At 42.4% G+C, this 17537-nt stretch carries 15 protein-coding genes and 1 pseudogene; 5 read left to right on the forward strand and 11 right to left on the reverse strand.

What is annotated here, in order from left to right; genetic code table 11:
* The first annotated feature begins 258 nt into the window (after positions 1-258).
* The 4 genes from GGD38_RS14820 to GGD38_RS14835 all read left to right on the forward strand — a co-directional run bounded on the left by GGD38_RS14820 (position 259) and on the right by GGD38_RS14835 (position 4388).
* On the forward strand, positions 259-465 hold the full coding sequence (locus tag GGD38_RS14820; RefSeq protein WP_375297021.1) for a hypothetical protein: 207 nt from the start codon (positions 259-261) through the stop codon (positions 463-465).
* Between the two features lie 349 nt (positions 466-814).
* Positions 815-1288, forward strand: a complete 474-nt coding sequence (locus GGD38_RS14825; protein WP_375297022.1) for a (2Fe-2S)-binding protein — start codon at positions 815-817, stop codon at positions 1286-1288.
* Entirely contained in the window at positions 1288-3441 is a 2154-nt protein-coding gene (locus tag GGD38_RS14830; RefSeq protein ID WP_375297023.1) for a molybdopterin cofactor-binding domain-containing protein, read from the forward strand. The genes GGD38_RS14825 and GGD38_RS14830 overlap by 1 nt, the downstream gene beginning before the upstream one ends.
* Positions 3442-4043: 602 nt before the next feature.
* Positions 4044-4388 carry a T9SS type A sorting domain-containing protein gene (locus GGD38_RS14835; RefSeq protein ID WP_375297024.1) on the forward strand — a complete coding sequence of 115 codons (345 nt, stop codon included), beginning with the start codon at positions 4044-4046 and terminating at the stop codon, positions 4386-4388.
* A gap of 125 nt (positions 4389-4513) precedes the next feature.
* On the opposite strand, the gene GGD38_RS14840 is transcribed toward GGD38_RS14835, so the two are convergent.
* The 11 genes and pseudogenes from GGD38_RS14840 to GGD38_RS14890 form a co-directional block, all read right to left on the reverse strand.
* Positions 4514-5179 carry an NAD-dependent epimerase/dehydratase family protein gene (locus GGD38_RS14840; protein WP_375297025.1) on the reverse strand — a complete coding sequence of 222 codons (666 nt, stop codon included), beginning with the start codon at positions 5177-5179 and terminating at the stop codon, positions 4514-4516.
* A 228-nt stretch (positions 5180-5407) separates the two neighbouring features.
* Positions 5408-6421 (reverse strand): LLM class flavin-dependent oxidoreductase, encoded by a 1014-nt coding sequence (locus GGD38_RS14845; RefSeq protein ID WP_375297026.1) that lies wholly within the window; start codon positions 6419-6421, stop codon positions 5408-5410.
* Positions 6422-6457: 36 nt separating this feature from the next.
* Positions 6458-7003 carry an RNA 2'-phosphotransferase gene (locus GGD38_RS14850; protein WP_375297027.1) on the reverse strand — a complete coding sequence of 182 codons (546 nt, stop codon included), beginning with the start codon at positions 7001-7003 and terminating at the stop codon, positions 6458-6460.
* Between the two features lie 9 nt (positions 7004-7012).
* Positions 7013-7954, reverse strand: a complete 942-nt coding sequence (locus GGD38_RS14855; protein WP_375297028.1) for an ADP-ribosylglycohydrolase family protein — start codon at positions 7952-7954, stop codon at positions 7013-7015.
* 10 nt (positions 7955-7964) lie between these two features.
* Positions 7965-8917: pseudogene (locus tag GGD38_RS14860) on the reverse strand (ADP-ribosylglycohydrolase family protein).
* Between the two features lie 5 nt (positions 8918-8922).
* On the reverse strand, positions 8923-9471 hold the full coding sequence (locus GGD38_RS14865; RefSeq protein WP_375297029.1) for an NADAR family protein: 549 nt from the start codon (positions 9469-9471) through the stop codon (positions 8923-8925).
* 83 nt (positions 9472-9554) lie between these two features.
* Entirely contained in the window at positions 9555-10376 is an 822-nt protein-coding gene (locus GGD38_RS14870) for a TIGR02452 family protein (protein ID WP_375297030.1), read from the reverse strand.
* A 21-nt stretch (positions 10377-10397) separates the two neighbouring features.
* Positions 10398-11837 carry a nicotinate phosphoribosyltransferase gene (locus GGD38_RS14875; protein ID WP_375297031.1) on the reverse strand — a complete coding sequence of 480 codons (1440 nt, stop codon included), beginning with the start codon at positions 11835-11837 and terminating at the stop codon, positions 10398-10400.
* 47 nt (positions 11838-11884) lie between these two features.
* Positions 11885-12781, reverse strand: a complete 897-nt coding sequence (locus GGD38_RS14880) for an NUDIX domain-containing protein (RefSeq protein WP_375297032.1) — start codon at positions 12779-12781, stop codon at positions 11885-11887.
* Positions 12782-12866: 85 nt separating this feature from the next.
* Entirely contained in the window at positions 12867-14858 is a 1992-nt protein-coding gene (locus tag GGD38_RS14885; protein ID WP_375297033.1) for a WD40/YVTN/BNR-like repeat-containing protein, read from the reverse strand.
* 293 nt (positions 14859-15151) lie between these two features.
* Positions 15152-15838 (reverse strand): NUDIX domain-containing protein, encoded by a 687-nt coding sequence (locus tag GGD38_RS14890; RefSeq protein ID WP_375297034.1) that lies wholly within the window; start codon positions 15836-15838, stop codon positions 15152-15154.
* A gap of 76 nt (positions 15839-15914) precedes the next feature.
* Between GGD38_RS14890 and GGD38_RS14895 the strand changes: the two genes are divergently transcribed.
* Positions 15915-17507: a transferase gene (locus GGD38_RS14895; protein WP_375297035.1), complete on the forward strand. Its 1593-nt coding sequence runs from the start codon at positions 15915-15917 to the stop codon at positions 17505-17507.
* Positions 17508-17537 lie beyond the last annotated feature (30 nt).

The raw sequence follows: 17537 nt of genomic DNA on the forward strand, positions 1-17537 counted from the left end.
TAAATATTTAAGGAAAGCGGCGGCAAACACTTGCACCATTAAAATTTGCTTGCCACTTTTGTGCAGCACCGACATCAAGTATACCTTGCACATTTAACTGCCCGAATCTGTTTCCAATTTCCTTACGCACATTTGACTTACTGTTCAATTCCGATTTCTCAGAAGTAACCATTATTTCAGTACTGGTATGTTATTAGTATGCCCCGATAGGTAGATCCGAATTTATCATTCATTCATATATAAAATTCACCGTACCAAATGAAAATTTTCTATCTGCTTTTGGAACTGGCATGTATTGTCATTACCTGTGTTGTAAGCGCCCTTATGTATTTGAAAGGCGAGTATAATTTATCGAGCCTGCTTATTCTCACTTCCCTTATCTCACTCACTTTGTGGGTAAAACAAAACGGATTGCTTGAAGATAAAAAAGTGACTAACGATGCAAGCCCTCAAAAAGCGCTGTGAAGAAGTGAGCACTATAACCTTTACCATCTAATCAGTTTGTTCATCATCATTCATTACCGGCATATGCTTTAGCCCTGTACGTGTTGCAGCTACAGGTGCTAAAGCCGGTAATAATTTTCCCTCCTTTTTGTAATATTTCCCTGATAGTTTCGACTCACTTCCGTTAAGTATATTTTTCTTAACTTATATGCCTTTTCGGCAATCGGCAATCGTGAAAAGGCAAACGTGAAATTCCTATACTCATTATTCATGAGTATTTTCAGGCTTAATAAACCGGCCGGCAGTCGCATTTCCTGACTGCTCGCTGTATTGTGTTTTGCGTTCGGCGTTCAGCATAAATTTAATTAATATGAATACTACCATTCACATACAGGTTAACGGGAAAAAACACAGTGTGGAAGTTGACCCCTCTACACCGCTGTTATATGTATTGCGAAACCAATTAGCGCTGAACGGGCCCAAGTATGGTTGCGGTTTACAGCAATGCGGCGCCTGCATGGTATTGATCAATGGAAAAGCAGAACCAAGCTGTATGTTGCCGGTTGCGGCCGCAAAAGACAAAACCATTGTTACCCTCGAAGGCCTGATACAAAAAGATAATACCCTGCATCCCGTGCAGGAAGCCTTTGTACAGGAGCAGGCCGCACAATGCGGTTATTGCATGAACGGCATGGTGATATCTGCCGTTTCATTATTGAATGAGAACCCTCACCCCGATGATACCGCCATACGTAATGGCTTACAACGTGCCCTTTGCCGTTGCGGCACACAAAGCCGCATTATAAAAGCTGTTAAACGGGCCGCCACCAAAAACGCTAAGTAATGAACAGAAGAAATTTTCTAAAGAATACCGGCTGCCTGGCCATTGGGTTCAGCCTAAACACCTCATTCATAGATGTGCCCTCGCCTATGCTACAGGAACTGCCTGCAAGCATTAAACGACATCCTAATATCGATGCCTGGCTACAGGTGCTGGCAAACGGGCACGTTCGCATTTTTACAGGCAAACTTGAACTGGGGCAGGGCATTGGCACTGCCATTTCACAGGTAGCAGCCGAAGAGCTCGATCTCAGTATGGACCTAGTTGAAATAGTATTGGCCGATACGGCACGCACGCCCGATGAAGGTTACACCGTTGGCAGTGGCTCTATTGAACAAAGCGCTATGGCAGTAAGGTTTGCCGCCGCTGCGGCCAGACAAAAACTTCTGGAACTAGCAGCACAACAACTCGGCGTTCCTGTTGAACAATTGACCATGAATAATGGCACCATCAGCACCCGCAACGGCAATAGCTCCATTACTTTTAACCAGCTTTTAAAAGGCAAACAGATCACCGATAAGGTGCAGGCGCCGGTTGCATTAAAAGCCAGGGAAGATTATAAACTTGTTGGCAAGGCCATTCACCGCAGCGACATAAACCGTATGGCACGTGGTGAGCAGCATTATATACAGGACCTTCGCTTTCCAGGCATGGTGTATGCAAGCATCGTTCGTCCGCCGGCATATGAAGCCCGGCTACAACAACTCGATGAAAATGCTTTGCAAAAAAGCATTCCGGGTATCTTAAAAACAGTTGTGAACGGAAGTTTTGTTGGTGTAATAGCACAGGATGAATACCGGGCTATAAAAGCACAACGCTGGTTACAACAACACAGCAAATGGACGGCAGGCGCCAAATTACCCGTGGGCGCCAATATGATCTCTTATTTAAAATCGTTGCCCACACAAAATGAAAAGGTAGCCGAAAAAGGAAGTATTGCTAAAGACGATACCGCATGGATCAAAGCACAATATTACAAGCCCTATCACATGCATGGTTCCATAGGCCCATCCTGTGCATTGGCCCTTTATGAAAACAACCAGCTTCATGTATGGTCACATTCGCAGGGTATATTTCCTTTGCGCGAATCATTAGCCAAATTATTAAAGCTTTCAGAAGAACAAATACAGGTTACCGGTGTGCCCGGCTCTGGTTGTTATGGTCATAATGGCGCCGATGATGTGGCGGCAGATGTAGCATTACTGGCCATGGCTTATCCTGGTAAACATATAAAACTACAATGGACGCGCAGCGACGAACATGGCTGGGAGCCTTACGGCAGCGCCATGATTATGGAACCATCGGCATTACTCGATAGCGCAGGCAACATCACCAGCTGGCAATATGATATGTGGTCCGACACACATAGCATTCGCCCCGGTGGTGACGCCAACAATCTGTTAGCGGCCCAACATTACGCTACGCCGCTTAAAGAAAAAGCGGGGTTTAGCGGTGGTGGCTATAGAAATGCCGATCCTTATTATACCATACCGAATCAACGTGTAGATGCACATTTCTTTAAAGGCCCCTTGCGCACATCTGCCTTACGCAGCCTGGGCGCTTATGCCAATATATTTGCCATTGAATCATTTATGGATGAACTGGCAGAAAAAGCAGGGAAAGACCCATTTACCTTTCGCTTAATGCATTTACAGGATGAACGCGCAAAAGCGGTTATTCTTAAACTACAGGATATGATTTCCACTATAAAACCACCAGCCAATACGGGTATTGGAATAGCTTTCAGCAGGTATAAAAATTCCGCTTCGTATTGCGCTGTTGCAGCACAGGTAAATGTTCAGAGCAACGACGCCATACAAATACAGAAGATGTGGGCCGTTATTGATTCAGGAGAGGTCATTAACCTCGACGGACTTATCAATCAAACCGAAGGCGGGATGATACAATCTGCCAGCTGGACGTTGATGGAGCAGGTGAAGTTTGATGTACAACATGTGACCAGCAGGGATTGGGTAAGTTATCCTATTATGCGTTTTAACCAGGTGCCGGAGGTAGAAGTAATGGTATTGGATCATCCCAATGAAAAAGCCATGGGAGCCGGCGAAGCCGCCCAGGGGCCAGCTTCAGCTGCTATAGCGAATGCGGTTTATAAGGCTTGTGGGAAGAGAATAAGGAATTTGCCTTTACAAGCGTGAGGCCCCCTCCCCTAACCCCTCCCCCGGTGGGGGGAGGGGGACACTTATATAGCTTGATCTTCTTTAATACCATTACCTATTAACTTTTTCCGCTATCAACTTCTCAACTCCTAGTCAACTCGTCAACTTGTTAACTTAACAATTAAACAGCTTATAAATATTGATAATATTTAATGTCTGCTAAACAATTCCACCATTCTTATCTAAGCCTTGACATATATCAAATAATAAGGGGTTACCATTACATTTTCGGGTGGTTCAAACAATTTTTTCAGTATACATGCGGTTATAACTAATACTTCGCTTATTCCCGAAGCACGTGAGATTCCGTAAAGCTGAAGTACTAAATTGGTTAAGGCCCATGCAACAATTCAAAGTAAAGAGTAGCACTTTGAGGAAGGGATTCTTCTGTCTATTTGTACCTGCGATGTTTTACTGTAAACACCTCAACGCCCAGCTAACTGGTTATTCGTATGGTAAAATGATCACTATACAAGGTTCACAAATTACGGGAACACTAACCAACTTTCCGGTTTTGATCAGTTTAACTGATAACTCATTAAGGCAAAGCCCTACTGGCCGTCTTCAAAATGCAAACGGGTATGATGTTGTATTTACAATATCGCTTACAACAGGTGGCCGCCAATAACACAACTACCTACTCTCAAATTGTAAGTGTTAAGATGGAAGAAGTTATTACCAATACTTTCATTGCCAGCCCCAACCCTGCCCGTGAAAGTATCAATATCCTCTTTAAGGAAAATGCTTTACCACAAAACACTCGTGTAGAACTATTAAGCAATATGGGTGTAAAGATACCGGTGAAGCCTGAGTTTAATGGGAATATAATTTCGTTGAAGCTGCCGATATTGTCAAATGGCATATATTTCCTAAATGTTTACATCAAGGGTATAAAACATTCCAGAAAAATATTGATCGTACATTAAAAAGTTTGCGGCCTAATTAAGTAGTACGCATGAGATCCCTGAACCCTGGTCCCTAGCATCAACAACCAAGAGAATCAAATAAGCAGCAATGCTTTTTGAATCCCGCCCAGGCGGGATTTTTTTCTTTATGCAGGCTGCGCCACCTTAACAATATCCTTTACCTCCAGCACCGGCTTTTCATACCCTTTAAGTGTAACGTTTACCATGGCCAGCCCTAACTCGCTTAACGTAGAAACGAAATTGGGGAACATGGGTCGCAGCACAGGATATAACCAGGTGAAGAATTTATAACCTTTCAATGTATGTTTAAGGCCTTTTGTTGGTCGCATAAAACCCGGCCTGAACATATAAGCTGCTTTGAAAGGCAATCGCATCAGGTCGTTCTCGGTTTGTCCTTTTACGCGTGCCCACATAAGCTTTCCATGTTCAGAACTATCGGTACCAGAGCCGGATACATAACAGAAGGTCATACCGGGATTTTGATCGGCCAGTATAGTGGCCATATGCATGGTAAGATCGTAAGTGAGATGATGATACTCCTTTTCCTTCATACCTACTGAAGATACACCGAGGCAAAAGTAACAGGCGTTGTAGCCCTTTAACTGATCTTTTATAGGCGACAGATCGAAAAAGTCTTTATGTATTATCTCTTTTAATTTGGTATGAACTACACCTGCCGTTCTTCTGCCCACCACCAACACTTCTTCTACATCGGGGTGTAACAGGCACTCGTGCAATACGCCTTCTCCTACCATACCTGAAGCGCCTGTAATGATTACTTTAATTTTCATATATTATTAATACGGTATAATTATGATGATAAAACAGCCGGCCAGCCCGGTTTGTTTATCATATAGAACGGCTAAAAATAATACCTGCTTGCATAATAGACAATAGTAAAAGAGTCCCGCCAATAGCGGGACTCTAATTTTTATTTTCACATGATCATGAATATATCTGCGTAAGGGTTTGTCTATAAAAATGCTACATCAAATAGCTTTGTTAAATAACAAGCAACTTTAATTTACAGGAGTGAGGTTAAAAATTTTCGCAAATAAGCGATAGCTGTCAAAACGGTCTTCTTTTGTTTCAGCAAAGGTGGCAATTATAACTTCGGGCACATCGAGCTCAGCAGCCAGCGCCGTTACTTTTTCTTTCACCACATCGGGCGTACCCACTATGGTGCGTTGCCTGTTATATAGTACACGCTGCCACTCGGCGGCGGTATAATTATATTTACTGGCTACATCATACGTTGGAATTTCATCATATCTACCCTTTTCAAAACTTAACAAGCGGTAATCCATTACAGCCTGTACCTGTTCTGCTTTATGTGCGTCTTCTGAGGTAAATGCAAATACTCCCACGCTGGCCTTTGGCTCCTTTAACTGGGCAGAAGGCTTGAAGCGTTGCCTGTAAATATTGATCGCTTCTTTACCACCAATGGGATTAATGAATTGTGCAAAGCTTAAAGCCATACCGCTATGAGCCGCCAGGTATGCGCTTTCGCCACTGCTAGTAAGCATCCAAACCTCGGGCACAGTATCAATTTGCGGAATGGCCCGCACCTTTCCCTGGATATTATTATAGTTGGGATTGTCTGTAAGAAAATCCTGCAAGTCGCTGATCTGTTGAATATACTCCTGCGGATCAAAAGAATTGGAAGGATTCAAAAGCTGGGCTGTTATTCTATCGCCCCCTGGCGCGCGGCCAACACCCAAATCGATGCGATTGGGATACAATGCTTCGAGCATTTTGAAATTCTCTGCCACTTTTAACGTACTGTGATTGGGCAACATAATACCACCGGAGCCGAGGCGAATGTGTTTGCTTTCGGCCGCCAGCCGGGCAATCATTATTTCGGGCGCGGCCATTGCCAGGGTAGTAGTATTATGATGTTCGCTAAGCCAGTAGCGGGTATATCCCAATTCATCGGCCAGGCGCACCAACTCAACAGATTCCTGTAACGCTTCTGCGGCATTGCTTCCCCGGCGAATGGGGGTTTGATCAAGGATACTTAATTGTAGAGACATGCCTATACTAACAGGGCAGGCAGCAAAAGGTTTAAACTAGCCGGGAAATTCAATAAAAGCAGGCGGCACCTCATCGGTAAGCCAAACACCATTGGCCGACAAATAAAATTCATACGACTGCTCATACATTTTCAACGCATTAATTTCCAGAAGTACCGGTTTGCCATGTCGCGAACCTACGTTCAATGCTGTGGCTTTTGTTGTGGTCAGGTGCACATGATGCCGGTTCATTTTTTGAATGCCGTGTTTACGAATAACGTCAATGTATTTGTCGGTAGTACCGTGGTACAAAGTTGCCGGCGGTTCCTGCGCAACCAGGTTCAGGTCTACTTCAACAGAATGGCCCTGGTTGGCGCGAATACGTGTTTTATCTTCATTAAATGAGTAGCGCTTTTTATCATTGGTATCAACAATGTGCTGCAGCAGGGCAAAATCAAGTTTGGCGCCTTTCTTATTCATTTTGGTTATAAGCTCTGTTACATCGGCCCAGCCTTCGTGATCGAGTGTTAGCCCTATTTCTTCGGGCTGATGCCTTAGTACAAGGCTCAAAAATTTACTTATATGTTTAAGTTGTTTTTCCATAAAATCATTTTACATACCTGTTGCGGCCGTAAGGCGGTCGCACAGGTCTTTAATATCATTACTTCTTTTTACTTCGTTCCGCCATTTTTCGGGAATGGATTCGAAACCATAATACAGGCCCGCCAGTCCACCGGTTACTGCTGCTGTTGTATCGGCATCATTGCCTAAATTAACAGCCATCAGTACAGCATCAGTATAGTTATCTGTTGTGAGAAAACAATACATGGCGGCCTTCAACGTGTTCATCACATAACCAAATGATGGAATGTTATCGATGTTCTCTTTTGTTATATCATTCTTCAATAGTGGTGCAAACAGGTCTATTTCTTTTTGAATAATTTGTTTACTTACGATAAGGTCGTGCACCGTTTTGGCCGTATTGTTATAAGCTGTTTGTTTATCACTTCCATTTAATAATTCAAGCGCAAACTCCAGGTAATAAAAACAGGCGATCACAGAACGAATGTGGCCATGGGTTACAGACGATACATCTTTTGTGATGGCATATCTTTCTTCTATATTGAAATTGCGGATGTAAAACAACAAGGGCAGAATACGCATGAGTGAACCGTTGCCATTATTACCTTCATCAAAATCACCGGCCAGTACAGGTTTTGTTCCTCTTTTTAATCGGTCAATGGCCCGGCTGGTAGTCATGCCCATATCAAATACTTCACCACCCGCAGTCCAATAACCGTTTTCCAGCCATTGAATAAATCGATAACCGAGGTCATTCAGATCATATCCGTTACACAATGATTCTGCAAGGCAAAACATTAAAGAACTATCGTCGGAAAATGTACCCGGCGGTTGGTTATGGCTTTTATAACCTACAAAATCCTTTATAGGATCGAGCTTTAAGGTTTCGCGACTTCTAAACTCTGCAGGTACGCCCAACGCATCACCTATAGCCACGCCAAATAAAGCTCCGTGAACAACATTTACTTTCATACATTTCCTTTTAATAGTTCTCGTTTATATTCAATGATGTCGCCAACCGGTTGCACAGGTCGTTTATATCATTGCTTCTTTTTATTTCGTTGCGCCACTTTACAGGTATAGAATCAAACCCATAATAAATACCAGCCAATGCACCGGTTACCGAAGCGGTTGTATCAGTATCATCCCCGAGGTTTACGGCCTTAGTACAGCTTCTTCATAACTGCCTGTTCTCAACAGGCAAAACACAGCGGCCTCTATGGTAAGGTGGGCATGGTGAATGGTAATGATTGAGTCAACATTCTTCATAAACATTCTTCCCCTTATCAAAACTTCTGCTATTTCCATTTCTTCTGGCGGAATGTTCTTTCCTCTAATACAATTGTAAACTGTATGCTGGGTTTTGAGAAGAGCCATCATTTTTTCACTCCCATTCAATAGTTCACGCGCAAACTCCAGGTAATAAAAACAGGCCAGGATGGTACGTATAGAACCATGCGTAATAACCGCCACTTCTCTTATTATTCTATACCGTTCTTCTATATCAAAGTCCTTTATATAAAACAATAAAGGCAGTACACGCATCAATGATCCGTTACCATAACAATCAACTGCATAATTGCCCGATTGTAAGGGCGAAACGCCATCACGTAACCTGGTTATAGAATCCTCGGTTGATTTCCCAACACCAAACACTTCGCCACCGGCCGTCCAATACCCTTCAAAGAACCATTTCACAAAACGCTGGCCCATATCGTTCAGGTCGTAACCATGGCATAGTGATTCAGCTAAACAAAAAGTTAGTGAGCTATCGTCAGAGAATGTACCGGGTGGTTGATTATGGGTTTGGTAACCTTCAAAATCTCTCACCCATTTTCCCTTTAACTCATCCCGCTTTTTAAATTCAACCGGCACGCCCAATGCATCGCCAATGGCAAGGCCAAACAAAGCTCCGTGAACTGGTTTTGCTTTCATGTGGTTTAACTTAATAATTTATCGCGCACTTCCATTAAAGCAAAGCCCAACAGGTTGGTGCCGCGCCAGGTGTCGGGGTGCTGCGCTTCCTTTATATCCTGTCCTAAACCTATACCCCAAATAAAATCGCGCGGACTGGCTTCTACTATTACCTGGTTACCGGTTTTAAGTAGAAATTCTTTTAATTGTTTGTGTTGCGAAAACTTATGTATGTTACCCGTTACTACAAGATCAAAACACTTTTCTTTCCATACATTAGCGTCAGAATTCTTTACCTTTCTGCCCCACGACTTGGCAGTACCCGGCTTTGGTGTTTTCAGAATTTGTTGTAACGCATCCGCATCATTAAATAACCTTGCTTTCTCCGCCATCATCCAATGTTCTGCGGTATGATACAATGTTCCTTCCACCGTAAAGGGGTTGGGAAACCATTGGCTCAAACAAGATTTATCAACCACTCCTGGTACTTTAGGCGTATGCCCCCAGAAGAAATAATACTTTACTTCCTCGCCTTGCTGATATTGTTGTTTTAACCAGTCTATTGAGTATTTCATTTTGCTTTATTTTTAAAATAGATCCATCGCCCCGCCATTAGCGAGGCAGGATCATACCATAGCTTAAACTCCAAATATTTTATTTAAAATCTCTCTCTGAAAGGATCAATGATTTTCTCGTCGCTGGTTTTAACCGCGAACACTACCCTTTTGAACTGGTTGGCGAAGTTGCCGGTGAGTGCTTCTCTGAACAGTTCTGCAATTATTGCAGGATCGTTTCTAAACACTCCGCATCCCCAGGCGCCAAGCACCAATGTAGTATGCTTATGATGCAAACATAGCGTTAACAGCTTTTCAATCCGCTTGCACATTACAGGTACTATCTTATCTGCATTCTTTTCTTCATTCTTGCGCACCGCACCTGCGTTTACAGCCGGAGATGTGATTATGGTTGTACATACTATTTCATCCAACAACTCACCATCTTCCGTTTTCAATATAGGTACCAGTGGTGAATAGATCATATGATCTGAATACAAACAAGTGTCTAATTTCCGGTTGTACTTGTAGTACTCATCTGCCTTCAACAAACAGGGATACATTCCTGTAGCCCTTGCTATACACTCTTCCTGCGCCAGTGCACCACCAAGAAAACCGCCACCGGGATTTTTTGCCGAAGCAAAATTCAGGACCATCACATTTTCCTCGCCTTCACCTGCCAGGCGGCGTGCTGCATCGAGCGTGGTTTCGTTGTTTACTTCATACCGGGTTTGAAAACTGTTTTCATATTTGTTTCCAGCCCTCATTTCATCCAACTCCTGCGGTTTGTACAATCGTGTGTTGTCTTCCGCTTTTTTTTGAATACCGGTTATCTCTACTTTTTCTCCTTTGTTGTTTGTGTAATGTCCTTTCTCCAGAATCTCCAGTGTGTCTTTTGCTATTTCTATTCTTCTACTCTGTTTCATACATTTTAAATTGAACGTGGTTTACTCCACCGCCACTTCTTTCACCACAACGGCCCGCTCTCTTATTTCTTCAAAGCTTACCGTGTTTATTAATTCTCCGTTTTCAAATACAGTTATCATTTGGTCTTCGTAACCGGGTGAGGTTTCTTTTCTCACTGTTTGATAACCGGCGTCGGTGCGTATTAATTTTAATTGTCCTGCTTTTGATTTTTTAAACGATTGTACCAGTTTACCATGTGAGTCAACCTCTACAGGGTGCTTTTGAACATCTACCGGTTTGCCATTTATTTCGGCATAAGAGCATTTGAAAGCAAACTTCTGTGTATCGCGGTCAACTTTTTGTAATAAAGCGCCGCCCATTCCCAACACTAAGTTTTCGGCACTGATACCATTTACTTTTAATGCGCCATAAATGCTGCGGATGCTTTGAACATTTATGCCGTCGCCTTGAATTACCCTTACCTGTGGTGGCAATACCTTATATCCTTTTTCATTGATGGTATAACCGAATTTGCTCAATAAGATATCGAACACTTTCAATAAGGTAAATACAGGGTCGCCGCTATCGGGACGAATTACGAGTACACCATCACGGCTCAACACCAGGTCTTTTAATTCTGTTCCCCAGTAATCGCTACATGCTCTAAAGATGTCGAACGAATCAGATACGCAAGCCACAACACCTGTAGGGAATGTTTTTAAAATATGCTTGAACACATCCAACTCGCCTTCTTCACCTAACAGGGTACATACTGAGTGTTCTGTTGCAGGAACTGATAAACCCCATACTTTTTGTGTTTCGTAATACCGCTGTGCCAACACACTACCCATTAAGGTATCGCTTCCCAAAAAGTTGATCAGGTGCGCAGCACCACCAATACCAGCGCTTTCTACTGAGCTAACGCCCCGGAAACCAAAGTCGTTCAACACAAAATCAATGGCGGGTTTTGAAGCATCGGCGGCGGTTTCTTCAAAATACTCTTCTACAATCTTCCGCACCTCGCGTGAAACCGTTGCTACGGTACAGGGATACCATACCTGCATCAACAGCGTTTCGAGGAAGTTAGATAACCAGAAACATTGGGGATCGGTATTCTCAATGGTCATTAACACATTGTTCACCGGTACAACAGCGCCTTCTGGTATTGCTTTTATGCGCACCGGTAAACGACCCTTGTGTTTTTCAACAATGTAATCGAACTTACTGCGATCAAACACATCGGTACGGCCAAACACCTGTGTTAAAAAACTTTCGGCTTCATCGATCTTTTCTTTGGTTATCACAACGCCTTCTAAATAGTGTTTAAGAAAATACTGCAATCCAAAAAATACTGTTTCGTCAAACTGACCACCCCGGCTCTCGAGATAAGAGTAAATTTTTGTAGTACCGGGATAGTATAATTTATGGTGTGAGTATTTATATGCGTCGGCTAATAATACAAAGTTCTCCTGCGTTTTCATATAATAATGTTTTTATTTGTGAAGTAAGCTTATTAGGTACGTTTCAATTATCCGTTTATACTCTTTAATAACAGGTTTACCAGTACGTGGTGTTCTTTAACAATATTTCCCTGCTGCATCATAGCATTCAGTTCTTTTACCGGAAACCAGGCCAGTTCTTTCAGATCGTCGTTTGCCTGTGCATTTCCAAAAACCCATTGTGTTTTGAATAACAAGGTAACGATCTTATCGGCTTCAGAACGATAACGCCAGTCATCAATTTTAGCACTGCCTACATATTGCATGGCATTCACTTCCATATCGCCACATTCTTCCTGCAACTCGCGTCGTGCTGCTGCTTCATACGTATCATCAGTAGGATCAACAAACCCACCGGGGAAACGCCATTGTGGTGCGTTGCTTTTTTTGCCGAGTAATACCATCGTATCGTTATCCTTTAACACCGCAATGTCAACCGTAGGGTACACTTTTGAATACATGTTCTGATAAGCATAATTAATACCCATTCTGAAATCTACTGATTCAAGAACTTTATCACTGTTATCGTTACGAATGGCGGTTGCAGAATGTTCACCATATTCGGGTAATGCTACTACCTGTATATTACCACTGTAATAAGGAATAAAACAATCGCGGCTGCCATATAAGATAAACGGCTCTGAGGGAAAGGTATTTTGTAACAGCGTATCTATGTTCTTGCTCCAGGCCTCATCTGAAGGGTGATCGCTTAATGGTAATACCATCAGGTCGGGCGCATATTGCTTCAACATTCTTTCCCTTGTATAAAAATCGAACGGGTTGCGTTTGCTGCCTTTTACCGGCGAAATGCCCAGCACCACTACTACTTTATTGTGTTTTGAACGAATTTCATCGAGTAAATACTTATGTCCATCGTGCAGGTACGGGGTCTGAAATCTTGCGATAATAACACCAGTTGCTTTCATTTTGCGTTATTTATACGCAAATCTAATACGCGGATTTGAATTATACAAGTTTTTGCGTCAAATTCACGCAAAATAATTTGGCAGGCTATTTACTTTCCATATACAAAAACCTTACAAGTCGTTGAATTTCAAATACGCGCACATCAACTTGCCGCCTCTCGCTCATCAATTTATTCATTTCATCAAGAAAGTTTGGATGTACAGCCTGTAGAAACTGGTTTATTTCAATGGCTGTACTAACTATATACAAACCATTCAGTTTTATATACCAGGGAAAATAAAATGAATTGAAATATTGCTCGTTTTTTATTTCCAACTCTTCATTATTGTTGTTAACGAAGGTAATTTTAGTTGAATTGCCGGCAGTGCTCCAGGATTTTAGAAGAAAATACCAGTTCAATAATTCCCGGTTAATGGTTTTAACGCTATCAACCAGGGTTATAATTTTTTTGAGATCCGGATTATCTGACATTGAGGCGAACAGATTGTATTTTTCCTGGTACTTCAATATAAAGATCTTACAACTGTCATAGTCAGCCTGGTTAAATGCCATATCATTAATGCTCGCTTGCTTTGCATAAATAGCGGGCATTTTCTTTAAAAACTCTTCCACAGACCGCGCACCGATGGCATGTGGAAATTGGGGTAAGTCATTAACGGTATCAATCACCCTACTTTTTTGCGTTGTTATAAACTCGTTACCGTGGCGCGTGTATACCTGTTTGTTTTCAGTACTGCGCGCACAATTAAAGTGTGTATGAGTAAAAATAATATGCTTTATTCCGGCTGTTGCAAAGTTGTTAATCGTTTCCCGCCCGTTGACTTTCGTTACTTTACCTGTTGACATATTGTAATAAAAAACCGAGTCGCCGCGGGTGCACACAATAGTCTCCCACTCTTTTAAACTTAAATTCCCATCGCCTGTTGCAAAAGGTAAGGTCAATAAATATTCCCAACCTGAATCATTACGCTGATAGATATTATTACCAATATGGGCTATTGGTTTGCTCAATCCTATATGGCCAAATTTTACCGGTATGTCAGCTTTAGCATTAATATTGGTATATAAAGGAAATTGAGCGAGCCGGTTATGGCGGTTTATTTGCCATAAGGTATTTTTTCCCAGCACATATAAACTGCCGTTTTCACTAACGGCGCATGAGTAGTTTGTAATGTTGTTAAATGCCATTACAGGATTAAACCTGCTGTCACATTTTACAAAACCTCCTTTTTTACGTTCCAAAAACAATACGTTGTTTTCAGCGTCGGTATAAAAATCTTTATAGTTACTCAGTGGTACCCATTGTATTTTATCTGCCCTTGAATAAAAGACCTGGTTTTCCTGGCTTACCAGAATATAATTCCTGTAAATGGCAACGCGATTAATTTCCTTCAGACTATCATCATTTGCTCTTTTGTATTTTAGCTGGCTGTATGGGGTTGCAATGATTGTCCAGTGTTTACAATTATCGCGGGTATATGCCAGTTGATTTTCAAGCCCGGCCTGCGACGATAGTATGCCAGTTCTTTTATTATTGAAATAGATTGTTGAATAGTGGTTCCGTTTATTGGTATTAATAAGCGGAATAGCAAAGTTTGTCCAGCTGGCGCCATAATCCTTTGTATAGGCAATACCTTCCCCCGCAACACATATCCACGCTACGCCATTATTAAGAAAAACAGCATCATCAACTGTTCCTTCAAAGCCTAATGTTACCGGCTCCCAGTTTTTACCGCCATCTATTGTACGGTAAATTAAATCCACGGTGGTTTTATTGTGCCTATATAATGTTTCCGTAACCAATACCGTATCGCCATTGAAATAATTGGTGTTTTTTATTTTAACGTTAGGACTATAAACTACTTTATCAAGTTCTTTGCGACAAACCCCGTATATTGATTTGGCAGCTGCAACCTTACCACCCTCAGAAGCAACAGCCAGCTGGTTATTTTTATTTAATGCCAAACGGTAATTAGAATCGGAAAATACAATAGGGAACCCGTCACGGGTTTGGGCAGAAGATTTATTAAAGGGAATAATCAAAGCAATGATCAGCAGCCATACCGGGGTTTTCATACGATGGATTTGGATAGGCAGGTAAAATACATTACATCTTTTTAATTATCAAGGCGTAGGATCATTTTACCCAAAAGCTCGGGGCGGTGCTATATCAAACGGTTTTGTTGAAAATCAATCAGATAGCCTCTATTTCAGTAAGTGTTATGGCTATTTTAGTAAATGTTGCTCCTATTACAGTGAGTGAAATAGCCTTCAAAGTTTCTTTTATAGCCATTTTAGTAAGAAAAATAGCCTTCAAAGAAACTTTTAACTGAAATAGCGGTTGCCGCCCTATTTCGTGTCAGAAAATTCTAGATCTCAAAATGGAACCCCTCTTTCTCCAGCTGTTCGTACCGTTTTTGGTTGAACTTGTACATTTTGCTGGGGCGGCCCTTGCCTTCGCTTTTGGCGTATTCGTCGGTTTCGTCGAGAATATTCAGGGCCATCATTTTTTTGTAGAAATTGCGGCGGTCTATATCGCGGTCGAGTAATGTAATGTAAAGTTTCTCCAGGTCGGCAAATGGAAATTTACGATCGAGCAGTTCGAAGCCGATGGGTTGGTAGCGGATCTTGGTGCGTACCCGCTCAATGGCCATTTTCAGTATCTCCTTATGATCAAACGCCAGTTCGGGCAATTCTTTAAAATTGAACCATTGCGCATTCTCGGCATCGGTACTTGCCTTTAACTGCTGAAATTTGGCGCTTTTTACCAATGCAAAATAGGCTACTGAAATTACCCGTTTACGCGGGTCGCGATTGGGATCACCAAATGTATATAACTGCTCCAGGTAATTTACCTCAATACCGGTTTCTTCCCTAAGCTCGCGGCGCACCGCTTCTTCCAACGATTCATCGGCCAACACAAACCCACCGGGTATGGCCCACGCATTTTGGAACGGCGGATATTTCCGTTGAATAAGCAATATAGAAACACCTTCATTCTTGGAGTACCCGAAAACGATGGCATCTACTGCTATCTTTATTTCTGAAGCTGACATGAGGCTGCAATATAAAACTTTCGGTGGTAGTACCAACCTGTAGGGTCAAACTGTATCTTTAACGCAAATGAGACCTATGTACCTGTTGATTCCCGGCCGCCACCAACTACTTACGCAATTTCAGTTCCAGTATATTCAACGCCTTATACAAAACGGCCTGCAAACCGAAGCCGATGTATTTGGTAAACCTATTGGCAACACCCAAAAAATTGAGGCGGTATTATTTGCCGTAACCTCGGCCAACCATTCCAATACCCGTCGCAATCCCTTACCCTTTTACCTGCGCGCAATTGCCATTGAAGCGTTTGGCAACGAACTTTCTACGCCAACTTATATATACGGCATTGACGATGTTGGTAGTGTACCCAATTTTGCCGGGTACACCCTTAAACGTATTCAGCACGATAGCGAAGGTCAGTTCCATTGCACGCCCCAAAATACCGTAGTTATTTGTAGTACCCCGGTGCTGCAAATGTATCACGATCTCGGCTTTACCATTTTACCCGCCGAATTAAAAGACATGAGTACCTGGCAACATTATACGCCCATGCCCTGGGATGTGGTGGAGCAAATTGCCAAAAGCGATAACTGGCAAACAGACCCTTTTGTACAAACGCACATGCACCCATCGGCCTATAACGTTTGGCGTAAATATAAACGGGGCGAAAAAATGCAAATGCTGTTCAGAGATGCTATGATCAGCAGCGATGGCGATCTTACCGAAACCCGCGATTACAATGTGTACGTTCGGCAAATGGATGAAATTGCCGAAATGAAATACCACGATACGGCGCAATACATACAGGCCGGCCGTATTGGTGATATCGGTTGTGCTGTAGGCAGCTGGATAAAACTTGCCTGTAAAGACGAACGCCTGCGCGAATCTGATTTTTATGGTATTGAAGTATCGCGCTACTTATATGTTTTATGCCAACAGCGAAAAGAGAACGGTGAATTTGCCAATCCCTTTGTATTCTTCTCACAAAAGAATGCAGTAACGGGTCTTGTGTTTGAACCCAACTCAATGAACACCATTCACACAAGTTCACTTACCCATGAAATTGAATCGTACGGCAGCCGTAACGATCTGTTGCAATTTATACAGAACCGGTACGATGAACTGGCGCCCGGCGGCGTTTGGATCAATCGCGATGTAGTGGGACCAGAAAATAAAGACCAGCTTATTCACCTTTGGTTGAACGATACCGATGGCGATAATACCGATCCCTTTAAACAATACGAGAATAAGGAAGAATTCGCTCATTACCTCACCGGTTTATCAACCTATGCCCGGTTTCTGCGGTTTGCCCGCGACTTCCGACACAAAGAAGGCTATGTACTAAAGTATACAACAGCCACCATCAACAATAAGAATTACATTATTACCACGCTGCACGATGCCATGGAATTCCTTAGCCGTAAAGACTATACCGACAACTGGCAAAGTGAAATGCATGAAACCTTTTGCTTTTGGGATTTTGCAGAATGGAAGGCCAACCTGCAAAAAGTTGGGTTTACCATTCATCCTTCATCAAAAGCATTTACCAACGACTGGATCGTACAAAACCGCTGGAAAGGCAAAGCTGAATTGTTTACTGTAAAGAACGGCATGCCTGAAGTAGTAGATTACCCAGTAACCACCATGTTTTTGATTGGCGTAAAAGCATAAACACAAGTATCTTCGGGCCTGCAATTACAA

It is taken from the genome of Niastella sp. OAS944, assembly GCA_024809215.1.
GTDB lineage: Bacteria > Bacteroidota > Bacteroidia > Chitinophagales > Chitinophagaceae > Niastella.